The organism is Actinoplanes sp. CA-131856, assembly GCF_050956135.1.
GTDB lineage: Bacteria > Actinomycetota > Actinomycetes > Mycobacteriales > Micromonosporaceae > Actinoplanes.
Window position 1 is genome coordinate 8,523,565 of record NZ_CP191849.1, and the last position, 13,323, is coordinate 8,536,887.

Annotated in this window: 9 protein-coding genes; 2 read left to right on the forward strand and 7 right to left on the reverse strand. The window is 64.2% G+C overall.

The window, feature by feature from the left end; genetic code table 11:
* Positions 1 to 405: 405 nt before the first annotated feature.
* From ACQP2X_RS39030 to ACQP2X_RS39050, 5 genes are all read right to left on the reverse strand, one after another.
* A complete protein-coding gene (locus tag ACQP2X_RS39030; RefSeq protein ID WP_498690556.1) occupies positions 406 to 1,914 on the reverse strand; it encodes an ISL3 family transposase in 1,509 nt (502 codons plus the stop codon).
* A 149-nt stretch (positions 1,915 to 2,063) separates the two neighbouring features.
* Positions 2,064 to 7,964 carry a LamG-like jellyroll fold domain-containing protein gene (locus ACQP2X_RS39035; protein WP_498690558.1) on the reverse strand — a complete coding sequence of 1,967 codons (5,901 nt, stop codon included), beginning with the start codon at positions 7,962 to 7,964 and terminating at the stop codon, positions 2,064 to 2,066.
* 184 nt (positions 7,965 to 8,148) lie between these two features.
* Entirely contained in the window at positions 8,149 to 8,370 is a 222-nt protein-coding gene (locus ACQP2X_RS39040; RefSeq protein WP_498690559.1) for a hypothetical protein, read from the reverse strand.
* A gap of 274 nt (positions 8,371 to 8,644) precedes the next feature.
* A complete protein-coding gene (locus ACQP2X_RS39045) occupies positions 8,645 to 9,094 on the reverse strand; it encodes a hypothetical protein (RefSeq protein WP_498690561.1) in 450 nt (149 codons plus the stop codon).
* On the reverse strand, positions 9,091 to 9,387 hold the full coding sequence (locus ACQP2X_RS39050; protein ID WP_498690562.1) for a hypothetical protein: 297 nt from the start codon (positions 9,385 to 9,387) through the stop codon (positions 9,091 to 9,093). The genes ACQP2X_RS39045 and ACQP2X_RS39050 overlap by 4 nt, the downstream gene beginning before the upstream one ends.
* Positions 9,388 to 9,463: 76 nt before the next feature.
* Here ACQP2X_RS39050 and ACQP2X_RS39055 point away from each other — a divergent pair, with 76 nt between their 5' ends.
* The gene (locus ACQP2X_RS39055) at positions 9,464 to 10,552 is read left to right on the forward strand and encodes an IS630 family transposase (RefSeq protein WP_498690564.1); all 1,089 of its coding nucleotides are present in this window, start codon (positions 9,464 to 9,466) and stop codon (positions 10,550 to 10,552) included.
* A gap of 181 nt (positions 10,553 to 10,733) precedes the next feature.
* Here the strand turns inward: ACQP2X_RS39055 and ltrA are convergent, their stop codons facing one another.
* The gene (ltrA, locus tag ACQP2X_RS39060; RefSeq protein WP_498690566.1) at positions 10,734 to 12,008 is read right to left on the reverse strand and encodes a group II intron reverse transcriptase/maturase; all 1,275 of its coding nucleotides are present in this window, start codon (positions 12,006 to 12,008) and stop codon (positions 10,734 to 10,736) included.
* 562 nt (positions 12,009 to 12,570) lie between these two features.
* On the opposite strand from ltrA, the gene ACQP2X_RS39065 reads away from it, so the two are divergent.
* The gene (locus ACQP2X_RS39065; protein ID WP_498690567.1) at positions 12,571 to 12,768 is read left to right on the forward strand and encodes an IS3 family transposase; all 198 of its coding nucleotides are present in this window, start codon (positions 12,571 to 12,573) and stop codon (positions 12,766 to 12,768) included.
* A 1-nt stretch (position 12,769) separates the two neighbouring features.
* Here ACQP2X_RS39065 and ACQP2X_RS39070 read toward each other — a convergent pair whose 3' ends face one another.
* The gene (locus ACQP2X_RS39070) at positions 12,770 to 12,991 is read right to left on the reverse strand and encodes a hypothetical protein (protein WP_498690569.1); all 222 of its coding nucleotides are present in this window, start codon (positions 12,989 to 12,991) and stop codon (positions 12,770 to 12,772) included.
* Positions 12,992 to 13,323 lie beyond the last annotated feature (332 nt).

The following is a 13,323-nucleotide window of genomic DNA, read 5'->3' on the forward strand; positions in this document are numbered from 1 at the left end:
ACGGCACCTCGACCCCACGCCCCGCCGTAGGCAGCGACTCCTCCCCCACCGTCCGCCACCCAGCGACAACAACACCCCCGGCAAGCACAGCCGCCAGCACCCCAGCCACCGCCACCCGCCTTCGACGAGCCACCCGCCCCCGCCGAACCACCCCCGCCACAGGATCCCGCTCCGCGGGTTCAAGCTCCCCCACAGCGTCATCCAAAAGCTCTTTGATCCGCTCAACCATCGAGAGTCCCGTCGGTAGCCGTCCCAGTCCCCCCTAGAAAGACATCGACCCCCCAAAGAGGTTCCATCCCCGCCCCCACCAAAGAAACAGCCCGAAAACCACACGCCCCGGGCGGCGGGGCGGGGGACTGTAAGAAAAACGGCTCTGGCGCAGAAACGGTGGTCGAGGTGATCGGCCTATGCGAGCAGGATCCGCTGGCGTAGGAGAGCGAAGCCGGCGCGGCCATACATCTGCCGTTTCAGGTACTTGACCTTGGTGTTGGCGCCTTCGATCGGGCCGTTGCTGTATGGCAGGGTCAGGCCTGCCACGACGGCGGGCAGGTCCCTGCGTAGGCCGTGGACGAAGCCGTGCAGGGCGGGCAGGTCATCGGTGTCGATGTGGTTCATCCATGCGTCGAGGTCGTCTCCGCGGCGGCCGGTGAGCAGGTCGGCGAACTGCCCAACACGCACGGTAAGGAGGGCCAGGTGCCCGCAGGAGGCGATGAGATCGTTCAGATGCTGCTGATGGTGGGCGAGCAGGTCAGCGGGTCTAATCATCAGCCATGAGACCAGCCGCCGTGGCGAGGGGGGAATGCGGATCGCGTCCGCCCGGCCTTGGTTGAGGTAGCGGACCAGCAGATTCGCGCTGCCGGTGTAGCCGAGCTCGCGGATCTCAGCCAGCAGCCGCGTCACCGGCACGCCGGGTTGTTCGGCGCGGCGGCGGCGCAGATGATCTCGGAACGCGTCGACCAGAGTCTCGCGGTAGCGCGGCGGGCGTTTCAGGTCCTCAGCCGAGACGGCTCGGGCGTAACGCTTCACGGTGTTCAGCGCCCAGCCGAGACGGCGAGCGCATTCCAGCAGGCCGTGGCCCTGATCGAGGAGCGCATGTACCGCCCGGTGCCGTTCGCGGGTGCGCTCGTCCAAGGGCTGGTTCGGGCGGATCGGGCCGTCACGCCAGCAGCCGCTGTGGGCGATCACGGTCTTCTCGACGGCCTTGGCCAGGTTCGCCCACAGATGCCAGCGGTCGCTGACCTGCACTGCCTGGGGCGCTCCGGTGCGGATCGCTTCGGCATACGATGCGGAGCCGTCGCGACACACGACCTGCACGCCGGGATGTTCGCGCAGCCACGCGGCCAGGGTTTCTGCCTTGCGGTCGGGCAGCACATCGACACGGCGATGGGTGACCGCGTCGATCAGCAACGTCGCATAGCGCCGACCCCGCCGCAGCGCGAAGTCGTCCACACTCAGAACAGCCGGCACCGCCACGTCAGGCAGCGGCGTCGCCATCAGCACCCGCAACACCGTGCTGCGCGAAACCCGAGCACCCACTCGAGACAACACAGCCGCACCGGCCCGGCCGGCAGCGACGACGGCCAGATCAGCGACCAGAGCAGTCAACTGCCGAGTCCGCCGCGCCCACCGCTGGGTCAACGCCGGCACCTGTTCACGAAACGTCCGCCGCGGACAAGACAGCACCCCACAGACCAGGCGCCGGACCCGCAATTGCACGACAACCGCACGCCCACCGACCGGAAGATCAACCAGGCGCCGCTGGTGATAGGCATGCACCCTTTCGCTGAGCTGTCCGCAATCCGGGCAGGCCACCGCAGCCGATGAGGTCCGGGCGACCACGCCCACGGTCATCCCTTGATCGAGTACCTGCTCGATCACCAGCGAGGATAGGCCCGGGAAAACCGTCTTGATCACATCACACGGGCACCATGATCACGCACGCCGCCGACCACATAGGACGGCGGTCGCTCGACCACCGTTTCTGCGCCAGAGCCGTTTTCTTGACAGGCCCCAGTTTGCAGCAGGTGTGGCATCCGGCGGACCGGATGCCACACCTGCTGGTGTCACGAGTTGTAGAGGTTGCTTACTTCGTCAGCGGTGATCGCGCCTTGGTAGGCGCGGACCGTGTCGATGTCGCCGGGGAACCAGTTGGAGGTCTGGCCTGCGGTGAGACCGCGTCCGGCTGCGTAGCTGCCGGTCGCGTTCCAGGCGGTGGCGGTGACCGGGGTGGTCGCTGCTAGTTCGCCGTTGATGTAGAGCTTGAGTTCGCTGGTGGCCGCGTTGTAGACACCGGCCAGATGCGTCCAGGTGTTCAGATCGGCGCCCGCCGGGCCGTCGGCGTTGGTCACGCCTGGTGCGGCGGTGTCCGTGTTGGCGGTGGCGAATCGCCAGCAGGTGCAATCGTTGGCGTATTGGAGTTTGAACCTGCTTGTTTGGTTGCCGTCTTGGCCGATAAGGGTGTGGTCGGCACCGGCTTTTGTCAGGCGTGCCCAGGTCGCGACTGAGAACGACTGGTCGGTGCGCAGTAGTGCGGGTGAGGTGACGGCCTCGTTGGTGCCGTTGAGGGTGAGCGCCCACCAGTCCAAGTCGTTGTGGCCGGAGTCGGCCCATGCCGGGTTCGCGGGCAGCGTTCCGTCATGGCCGAGACCGGTGTCGTCGCCTACGGTTCCGGAGTCGGCGGTTTCGAATCCCCAGTCCGCGACCGGTACTGCCGCAGCAAGTCCCGCCATCTCGGCGGGATCTGTCGTCCGCGCCCAGATTCGAACGTCGGAGATGTCACCGGCGAAGTAGGTGCTGGGGCCTCGGCCGATCCAGGTGGCGCCATCGGCGTTGTTGAATGGAATCACGTCCTCGATGGAGGTGACCGCGTCCCCATTGACGTAGAGGGTCAAGGTTTTGAGGTCGGCGTCGTAGACAGCGGCCAGATGGGTCCAGACGTTGACTTGCGCCGACTGGATGGACAGGGCGTTGTACCAGGCCACGTCATCGCCTGTCGAGGCGGAGGGCATTTGCGCCAGCCATTTGCCGCTCGACTGCTGGTAAAGCAGTGCGATCGGCGCATTCCCGGGCGAGTTGCGGGCGAAGATCGTGCGGTCCTGCGACTTGTCGGTCAGCCGAACCCATGCGGATACCGTGAAGCTCTTGGTTACGTTGGGCTTCAGGTCGGTTTGGGCGTAGCTGCTGGTGCCGTTGAAGGTTGCCGTGCTCTTGCCGACCAGTCGGCTCGGTCCCCAGGTCACCTGGTTGAGCCGGGCGTCATGGGTTTCGTGGTCGGCGCCGGTGCCTGCTCCGCTGTCGGTCGCCGTGTCGCCGCTGCCCTCGTCGAGGCGCCACACACCGATCGGCGCGGCACCCGCTTCGGTGCCCCCGCTCTCAGTGTCATCAATGCGGTCGCCCAGGTCTGAATCGTTCACGTACTGCTGGGCCAGGTGGTCGTAGTAGTCGTCGTTGGGTACTCCGTTAGTGAGGTAGTCGGCGTTGACCGTGTCCGAGGTCGCGGTGCTCTCGGTGGACACCGCAGATGCGAAGTCGATGACTCCTTGGGCGGAGTTTCCCAATGGCTGGTCGCCGAGGATGTATTCGTTGACGAGGTCGCGTGCGGTCTCCTGGGCGGCGGTGTGGGTGCCGGTGAACGGGGGCAGGGTGGCCACGTACACCTTGAGCTGCTCGGCCTCGCCGGTCAGGCTTTGCTTGTTGTCGGCTCGGTATTGGTGCAGTTGGTTGGCGAGCGCGACGAGTTTGTCTTTTACCTGGGTGGCGCAGGCGTCGGCGGTGCCGGTGCAGGCGAGCAGGTCGCTCGACCCCGACGAGATCAGCACGGTCCGTACGCCGGTCTGGTTGAGGATCCGGCGGTCCACCAGGCCGTTGGCGTTCTGGGCCAGCCGCACCGCGGCTGAGGGCAGCACGGCCCGGTTGCTGGAGCTGCCGGTGCCCTGGTTGAGCACGCCGAATGGCACCGTCCGGTCGCCGTCGGGCGCCGCCGCAAGCTCGCGCGCGAGCCGGCTGTCGAGCTGGCTCACCGTGTCGGTGGCCGCGTGGTCAGCGTTGACCGTTTGGTCGCCGAAGAGCACGAGCGATCCGGCCGGCTTGGTGGCCGAGGTGGTGACGTCGACGCCGGACAGGAACGGCAGACCGGAGATGGTCGACTTGGTGTAGCCGGTGGCGGCCTGTTCCTTGGTGTGGTCGGCGCTGTCTGAGGCGCTGGTGTAGATCGGTGTCTTGCCGTCCCGATGTCCGGCCAGGGCCGATGGGGCACCGCGAACCTGGAGGCTGACCAAGGCTGTGGTCAGCTCCGGTACGGCCATAGCGACCGGGTCGCTGATGGCATCAGCACCAGCCGGAAGCGTGACGCTGCCTGCGCCGCCGAAGGTCAGCGGAACCGGCGCGGCAGCCGCGGCCGCACCTCCTGCGCTGTCCTGTAGGGCGAACGAGGCGGCGTCGAAGGTGACCGGCGTCTTCCCGGTGCCGTTCGACAGACGTACCCGAACCTTGTAGGCGTCGCCGCCGGTGCCGGTCGTCAGCCGCACCGGGATGCGGAGCGTCTGCCCGTTAAGCGTGGCGCTGGCGCCGCTGGTGAGCGGCACCGCTGCTACGTCCTGGGCGGTGGACCAGCTGCCGGTCCAGTGGGCCGAATCGGTACTCGACGTCGGGCGGATACCCAGGCCCAAGAAGTGCAGCGCGGGCAGACCAGACTGCGCGATGGTCGACACCAGCGGCAACGTAATGCTTTCGATGACGGCGCCGGGACATTGCAACGGCACACTAGCGGCGAACATGCTTATCGGTGTGGCTACCTGTTGGGCGGTGCTCATGTTTTTGCGGGTGAAGGCGAGGACGGTGTCGCCGGCTGGGACCTTGGTCCAGTCAGGTGGCGCGTCCAGGGTGTAGTCCTGGGTTTTTGTGCAGCTGCCGTCTGCGTAAGTGATGTTGCCTGTCGCGCCCGTGAGCGGTCCGTAGGTCGTGAAGCCGGTGAAGACCACGGCGTTGCCCTTGTTGACCACCCCGCTGGCCGGGACGGTGACGATCTGCGCCGAGGCGAGCATGTTGTCGCTGGCGCCGTTGCCGAACGCGGCCGGCAACTTGATCGCCGCGCCGTTCACGGTGACGGTGCCGCCCGGGTTCCAGCCGGACGCCTTCAGATCGGTGGCCTCGAAGCTCGAGCCGCCGCCGTCGGCGTCGGCGATGGTGACCTTCGGCGTCGTCCCCGTCGTGTAGGTGCTGATGGCGGTGTTGTTGTAACAGGCCGTCGGGTTGTTGATCGGGCATGTCAGCACGGGCGCCAGCCGCACGACGTCAATGCCCGACTGGTAACCGGCTGATGCCGCATTTTTGTTTATCATGGTGAATGTGAGGGTGTGCACGCCCTGCGCCAGCTCAAGCGGCTTGCCGTGTTTCTTCCCGATGACGTCGAGGTTCACGTATCGGGTTTCCGGGACGGCCGAGTACGCGTCGTACCCCTCATGCAGGACGTCCTGCGTTGGCAGCCCCTTGTCGAAGACAAGCTGGTAGATCCCGTTGCCGGTACCGGCCGTCACGTTAACGCCGATCTCCCAGAGCCCGGCCGAGGGCAGGTTCAGCGAGTAAGTGACGCTGTCGCCCTTGGACACCTTGGCCGTGCCGTCGGACAGGACCGCCTGGTACCCGTCGGCGTAGTAGAGGCCGCCGAAGCCCCCGGCCTGAGTGATCACCTTGCCGGTGGTGGATGCCGAGTATTTCGGGACGACCGTGGTCGTCCCGTCGGTGTTGGTCGCCGTCCACCCGTTGACCATTTTGGTGGCCGTGGCGTATGTCGGTGTGCTACGGCCGGCGTAGAAAATGTAGGTGGTCTGCGGCGACGTCGACGCGGCCTGGTCGACCGCCTTAACGGTCAGCTTGTGCGCACCAGCGGTACCCGGCGTGAACTGCGGACCGGCGCTGCCGTTGAGCACCGCGGTTCCGGCGCCGTTGCCGTTGTCCGACTTGGCATAGTAGATACGGCCCGGCACGGGTGTCGTGACGCTGGTGCTCCAGTTGGTCAGCGTGTTCTTGACCCCGCTATAGGTGACGTTGGCCAGATCACCGTCGAAGGAGAACAGATAGCCGGTGATGTTCTCCGGCTTCCCGGCGACGCGGGTCGGGCTGATGACGAACGTGCCCTTGTCACTGAACCCGCCGCCCAACTGCCTGTACGGGAACTGCGTCGAGTGCACCTTCGGGGCCAAGGGCGCCGTCGTGTCGATGGTGAACTTCTGCCACGGCGTCCAACTGGCCGCCGTCAAACCACTCTCATTGACGACGGTGGCACGCCACTGATAGTCGCCGTCTCGCAGCGGTGGGACGGTCCACGCCGTGCCGTACTTACTCTTCGCCGTCGTCGCCCGGCCGATCCGACTGCCGTTGAGGTAAACCTCGTAGCTGATCGCGACGTTCTCGAGCTGTCCGTTGTGCAGGCCGTTGGTGCCCTTCGCGGCCAGCGTCGGCGTGTGCGTCGTGGTCAGCCACCGGCCCACGTCCCAGATGGCGGGCGAGATCGTCGGATCGCCGTCACCGTTGAGCAACGTCGGCCGGTAACTGTAAGTGATCGACAGGCTGGCACCGCCACCGTAACCCAACTGCTTCCAGGCATACGGGTCATCCATGTTGGCGGCCTGCACCATGAAGTTCAGCCGCGAAGCCTTATTCTTAGCGGCCGTCTTCACGTAGCTGGTCACGTTGAAATTCAGCTTCGCCGGCGTCACCCGGACATCCTTGGTGCCGCAGTCATCTTCCCAGCCTGCGACGGTGGACAGCACGCCGGTGGTCCGCGCAGGTTCTTTACCCCAGTACAGGCCGGACGCGCTGAAAGCACTCGGCGCTGCCGTGCCATACACCACAGCGTTGGTCGGCGAGCAAGAAGCTGCCCACCGGTGTGTCACGCGCAGCGAGGCGCTCGATACCTCGGCGCCAGCAACGCCGGAGGTGTTCATCTGGTAATACGTGCGAGCCCGCTCCCCCGCGCCACCCGCCCAGTCGTCGAGACCGATCCGGGCGCTGACGGCACCGGACGTGGACGTCGAGTTGTAGACGTTCCAGCCGTTACTGGAGATACGCGCCCACTGGACCTGGGTGGGATTTCCCTGCCAGACCGGATCGATGAAGACCGGGAACTTGGTCGTCTTCGAGGTGAGAAGGGACCGATCCGGAGTCAAGCTCTGCTTGCCCCCATCGACGCTCACCTTGACCTTGGCTCGGCGCCCCCCGAGCCGCCCCGGACCCGGCTGCTCGCCCGGCGCGATGCTGCTACTGGCTTTGGCGTTCGCTTTGGTCTTCTCCGGCGAGTTCGTTGCCGGGCTGCTGTCCCACATCAAGGCCGTGTCCGTGTGGAAGACCTCCTTGCCGGTACGAGTGTCGACAGCCTCCGCACCACCGTTTTTCGTCGGCGAGATCTTGACGCCCGTACCCGTTAGCCCGAAGTCGATCTTCTGAAGCGCCGGATTGGAGGCGGCCTTCGCGTTCTTCACGACAAGCATCGAGGAGTAGCCGGTCGCGTCCGCTGTCACCTGAAGGTCCACGTCCGGCAACACATTCGCGTACACGGCCGTGTCACCGGTGACTGCCGGCGCTGGCAGCTTGTCCAGCCACGTGAACTTCAGCGAGGCATCGCCCTGTCTGAGCGACACCAGAGCATTGCTGCCACCGCCGCCGACAACCACATCGGACTCAGCCGCCCTCGGCGCGTAGCTGCCGTCAGCGAGTTCAACGAGCGTAGTATCGATTGGCACCCATTGCCCGTCCTGCCACACTCGCTGAGGGCTGGAGGAATAGGTCGTGGTGAGCTGCCCGTCAGGGTTGGCCGACGTAGTCGAAGATCCGTCGGTCAGTGAGGTAATCCGGACCGGCTCGCCGGTCTTGCGCGCCTCTTCGACAGCGACTCCGACCGGATCGCTCGGTTCCTGGGCCGCCGGGGCCGGAGTCGGCGTAGCCGGGGCCTCAGGGGTGCGTGCCACAGCCGGTGCTGGAATTCCTATCGCACCAACTGTGAGCAGCGCGGCAATCGCCGATGTGGCAGACCGCCGGCGCTCACGCCTTAAGCGTGAAGACATGATAGGTGGAGCCCTTCTCTGGGGGGATCAACGATCTTGACTTTCAAGATCCTCATTTTGAAGCTCAGAACGAATTCAATCGACCCCATTAAAGGGATTTATCTTGTGGCAAAAGTTCAGTGGTGACGACCACAAGCCATGAGCGATCCGCCGCAACAAAGTAGTGGTGCTCGGGCATCTCCAGCAACGCCCCAACAACCGTACTGGAATTAGCTCCACCGAATCGGACCGTGAATGACGAGAGTCCATCACCGGCATGCTCGGCATCCGAGCCAGCGTGAACCCGTTCGCAAATCTCAGCAATAGCCATCGACGCAAGATGCTCGTTGTTATCGACCTTCCAGTGAGTGTGCCTCCCCCGGCACCTTCAGCCAGTCAATCTTGGTCCCACGAGCGGGAAAGTGCTCATGAAGCCAGGCGAAGACCGCCGAACTGTCCCCGCTACTTCCTTAACCGTGGGCTGAACATCCGATCCTGGATCACCGACTGGAACGCCAACCCCCGACCGTCATCTGGACCAAGAGCGCCGAGGAAATTTTCGAATCACTCGCCCGATTTTGTAGCCGAATTTCCGGCGCGGGACACTAGCCTGGATTGCAGACGAATGAGACCTTCACGTAGTCCAGCTGCCCGGCAGTGAGATCTTGCATCTCCTGCGAGCTCAGGCCCGTGGCGAGCTGCTCGTTCCCGCGTCGCAGCTTCTCGACCACCACGGCGCAGTCGCGGTCCCCGGACCGGGCCGAGCCATTGAGGACCCACTCGAAGGGAATCTTGTCCGAGAACCCCTCGGGCGCCGGCCCGGCCGACCATCCGGTGACGGACACGGCGGTCTCGAGGTTCACGCCGGCCGGCCCCACGAAGGAGACCTCCGACGTGTTCCCCTTCGCGTAGTCCGCCGCCCGGCGGTAGCCGTCGACCTTCACCTCGTCCGCCAGGTCGCGGCTGGCCCTGGCGTCCGGCGAACCACAGCCGGCCGCCAGGAGAAGCCCGGCCAGGACAACAGACCCGGCGGCCGTCAGACGTCGCAAATTCACACGCATAGACACTCCCGCGGCTTCGGTTCGAAGTACTCCTCTTGGCGGTTGATGTAAACCCGGGCCCGCGTCAGCTGAGTCCTGAAGATCTCGTTGTTATCGCGGCTTTCCTCACCCATGGGGTACTGCCCGGTCGCAACGTAGTTCATATTTTGCTTCCCGGCCCGGTAACCCATTCTGGCCAGCTCGGTCCGCGTGTAGTCCGAACGATAGTCCTGCCCGTCGGGCAGTGCGTCGCCGAGGTCCTTGAGCCGGTAGGTCATCGCATCGATGTTCAGAATCTTGTCGGACACCAATTCGGTCCACTCGCGGCCGGCTAGTGTCGCGTGTCTGAAGTGATTTGACGGGTGTGGTGCGGGAGAATGCGGTATGCCTGCTGTTGCTGCGCCGTTGGTCCTGCGTCCTGGTGATGGTGCCCGCCTGCGGGAGTTGACGCGGTCGTCGTCGGCGCCGGCCGGGATTGTGCAGCGGGCGCGGATGCTGCTGTTGGCGGCCGACGGACTGGCGAACACGGAGATCGGCCGGCAGGTCGGGATGACCCGTCAGACGGTGATCGCCTGGCGGGCCCGATACGAGACCGGCGGGATCGACGCTCTGGCCGATCTGCCTCGTTCCGGACGGCCGCCGGTCATCGACGAGTCCGCGGTGATCACCTCCACCTTGAACCCGCCACCAGAACAGCTGGGGGTGACGCACTGGTCGGCGCGGCTGCTCTCCGATCACCTGACCCGCGAAGGGATACCGGTCAGCTTCGCCGAGGTGGCCCGTATCTGGCGGGCCTGGGGTTTGCAACCGCACCGGGCCGAGACGTTCAAGTTCTCCACCGACCCGCAACTGGAAGCCAAGATCCGCGACGTCGTCGGCCTCTACCTCGACCCGCCGGCCAACGCCGTGGTCGTTTGCGTGGACGAGAAATCGCAGATCCAGGCTCTGGACCGGACCGCGCCGCTACTGCCGATGCGCTTCGCCCAGGCCGAGAAACGCACCCACGACTACAAGCGGCACGGCACCACCACCTTGTTCGCCGCGCTTGAAGTCGCGACCGGGAAGATCACCGCCGATGCCTGCTACCAGCGGCACCGCAACAGCGAGTTCCTGGCCTTCCTCAAGCAGGTCGCCAAAGCCCACCCGAGAGTGAAACTGCACGTGATCGCGGACAACTACGCCACCCACAACCATCCGAACGTCAAAGCCTGGCTGGCCCGCAACCCGCGGATCACCATGCACTTCACCCCGACCAGCGCGTCCTGGATGAACATGGTCGAGATCTTCTTCGGCATCATCACCCGCCAAGCCATCCGCCGCGGAACCTTCACCTCGGTCCCCGACCTGATCGGCGCCATCCGCACCTTCATCGACGCCTACAACCAGTGCTGCGAACCCTTCCGCTGGACTAAGACCGCCGACCAGATCCTCACCAAAGCCACCCGTCAAAAGACCTCAGACACGCGACACTAGCCGGCGACGCGATCTTTCATTCCGATCGCGGCAGCAATTACACGTCTGCCGACTACGGCAAGACGCTGAAACGTCTCGGCATCCGCCAGTCGGTAGGCCGGACAGGCATCTGTTACGAGGCGAGTCGGCGGCGGGAATCTCACCCGCCGCCGCTCTCAGAACCGTGCTTAACGGTCTCCCGTTACACGGCTCCCGCTGTTGAACCGGTAGGCAATGCGCCATGCTTCCAGTGCGCGAAGACGCCCGGATAAATCGAAGCTATCTCAGCGATTCGCCTCCGAGCTTTTCCGGTCGCACGGCGAAACCGCTTAAACTTCCTCATCGCCCATTTCACGAGAAACGGGTTGATCTGGCGCGCCAGGAAGTGGATCAGGTCGGACTTGTAGAAGCGCCCGTAGTAGTTGATCCAGCCCGCCACGACGGGATTGATCATCGCAGCGATCTCCTTGAAACTCAGCGCGGTCCAGCGACCCAACTGCCAGTTCCTGATAGCTCTGGCCATGGATTTCTTCGCCTGCTTGCTCACCGAGGGCAAGAAGCCAGATTTCAGCCTCCCGTCCCGCAGGCGCTCTGCCCGACGACGGAACGTGAACCCCAGGAAGGTGAACTCCGTTACTGGGAAATCCAGATCACGGCCCTCTTGTTTGCAGTACACGATCCGAGTCTTGTCCGGGTGCAGGTTCAGACCGAACTGCCGCAGCCTGCGCCCGATCGCGTCGCGGACGAACTCCGCTTGCTTCTCACTTGCGCAATGGACTACGGCGTCGTCGCAGTACCGCTCGAATCTGATCGCCGGGAACTCTCGATCCAACCAGGCATCGAAAGCGTAGTGCATGAACAGATTCGACAACAACGGCGAAACAGCAGACCCTTGCGGGGTTCCTTTGTCTCGCCTCAGAAGCGTCCCATCGGCTTGCTGCATCGGCGCGACAAGCCACCGTTTCACATACAGCAGAACCCACGGCAATGTGGTGTGTTTCTCAACAGCGGCGACGACGGGGCCGTGCGGCACATTGTCGAAGAATCCCTGAATATCAAGGTCGATAACCCAAGGCTGCTGCCAACACCGTTGCTTGCACGTCTCCACCGCCTCCCACGCCGACCGGCCCGGACGATAGCCATACGAGTCCTGATGGAACACCTTCTCCGCGTCAGGACTGAAAACCATAGCAACCACCGTCTGAGCTATCCGGTCGGCGACGGTCGGAACCCCAAGAGTCCGACTACCGCCATGCTTCGGGATCTCCACCGCCCGGACGGGCGGCGGGAAATAGCTTCCCGAAGACAGCCGGTTCCAGAGCCGATACAGGTTATTCTTCTCATCCTGCTCGAACTCCGCCACCGACTGCCTGTCCACACCAGCCGCTCCTTTGTTGGCCTTGACTTTCTGATATGCGTTCCACACCAGAGTTTTCGGAATATCGAACGGCTTTCCTATCGATCTCGTCTCGGTCATCAGATTCCTCCCATCTCTGGTTGATCGTCGATCGAAACCCAACAACACGCCCCCTTCGCTCCGCCTCCATTACAGAGGTTTCACCACTACTACGGGGCGTTCCGCCCTCCTGACCAGCAACCAGGCTCTGCACCCGTCTCGCATCCACCTCAACCAGCGGACACCGTTTCCAGCCGAGGAGTTCTCCTGTTCCGTTGTGAAGCCCAGACCGAGCTCGCGCCACCTTCATGCCGGACATCACCAGACCAATCAGCAGGCACCCGTCTGGCTCATCCCGGGACAGCATTGAGGGCCCGGTTTTGATGTCACTTGGCCTAACGACACGTCATCAGTGGTTCACTTTCGTTCGCCTTCTCGGCCCATACCTGCCGCATCTTGTGCGGCTTTTCCCACGACGCTCACCACCACGACTCATTCACCGCAGCAGCTCGGGGCGGTTTGGCACCTGCACCTGCATACCGATGCCGAAGGACCTACCTTCATCTCCACAACAGCACGGCAATCCCAAGGCCACGCCTTCTACATCGTTACCTCGCAATCACCCTCAGGACACACCAACGCCATGGCCGAGTCATTCTTCGCCACGCTGAAGAATGAACGAGTCCATCGGACCGCTTACCCGACCAGGGAACCCGCCCACACAGATATTGCCCGATACATCGAGACCCGCTACAATTCCCGCCGACGGCACTCGCAACTCGGTTACAGGACACCCCGGCAAGTCCGATACGAGTTCGAAGACCGGCAGCTTGCGGCATGAATTAGAAACAAATCGCCTGTCCGGAAAAACCGGGGCGGCTCAAGCAGGGCGCAAGATAGAGGCCTTGTAGCTCCTCCCAATCCCCGTCGCCATACAGAACGGCGCCGACCATGGCGTCCAGGGCGTTGGACACCTCGCCCCGGCGGAGCGCCGTACGCACCTCGATCGGTGTTGCCGACACCGGCTTTCGGAAGCGTGGATGCTCATGGCCCATGAAATCCATCATTGCTTCCCAGGAGCGCACATCGGCAGGCGCCCCGGCAGCCGTGACGCGGGGTGGCGAGCGGATCGCGGCAGATCCGGACGCGGAGTCGGCTCTCGAGTAGGGTGCCAGCAACCGGAATCCCTACTTCTGGAAAACCTTCAGCAGGATCTCGTAGGGGCGGGATGTAGCGCGCTTAGCAGAGGTACCCCCATTGAGGTGATCTCAGTAAGGAATGGCGGCTGATTCGGTACGACACGGGCGGTTGCCGCGTACCGGATGATGCTGGATACAGGCGTGGAGCCATCGATAGACACGTCCTTGCGACAGAAACACGTCTTCGAGAGGGCTCC

Excerpts from the sequence above, each read along its gene's own strand:
- ACQP2X_RS39040 (WP_498690559.1), bottom strand. The coding sequence starts at position 8,370 with ATGGCTATTGCTGAGATTTGCGAACGGGTTCACGCTGGCTCGGATGCC.
- ACQP2X_RS39055 (WP_498690564.1), top strand. The coding sequence starts at position 9,464 with ATGCCTGCTGTTGCTGCGCCGTTGGTCCTGCGTCCTGGTGATGGTGCC.
- ltrA (WP_498690566.1), bottom strand. The coding sequence starts at position 12,008 with ATGACCGAGACGAGATCGATAGGAAAGCCGTTCGATATTCCGAAAACT.
- ACQP2X_RS39065 (WP_498690567.1), top strand. The coding sequence starts at position 12,571 with ATGGCCGAGTCATTCTTCGCCACGCTGAAGAATGAACGAGTCCATCGG.
- ACQP2X_RS39070 (WP_498690569.1), bottom strand. The coding sequence starts at position 12,991 with ATGGATTTCATGGGCCATGAGCATCCACGCTTCCGAAAGCCGGTGTCG.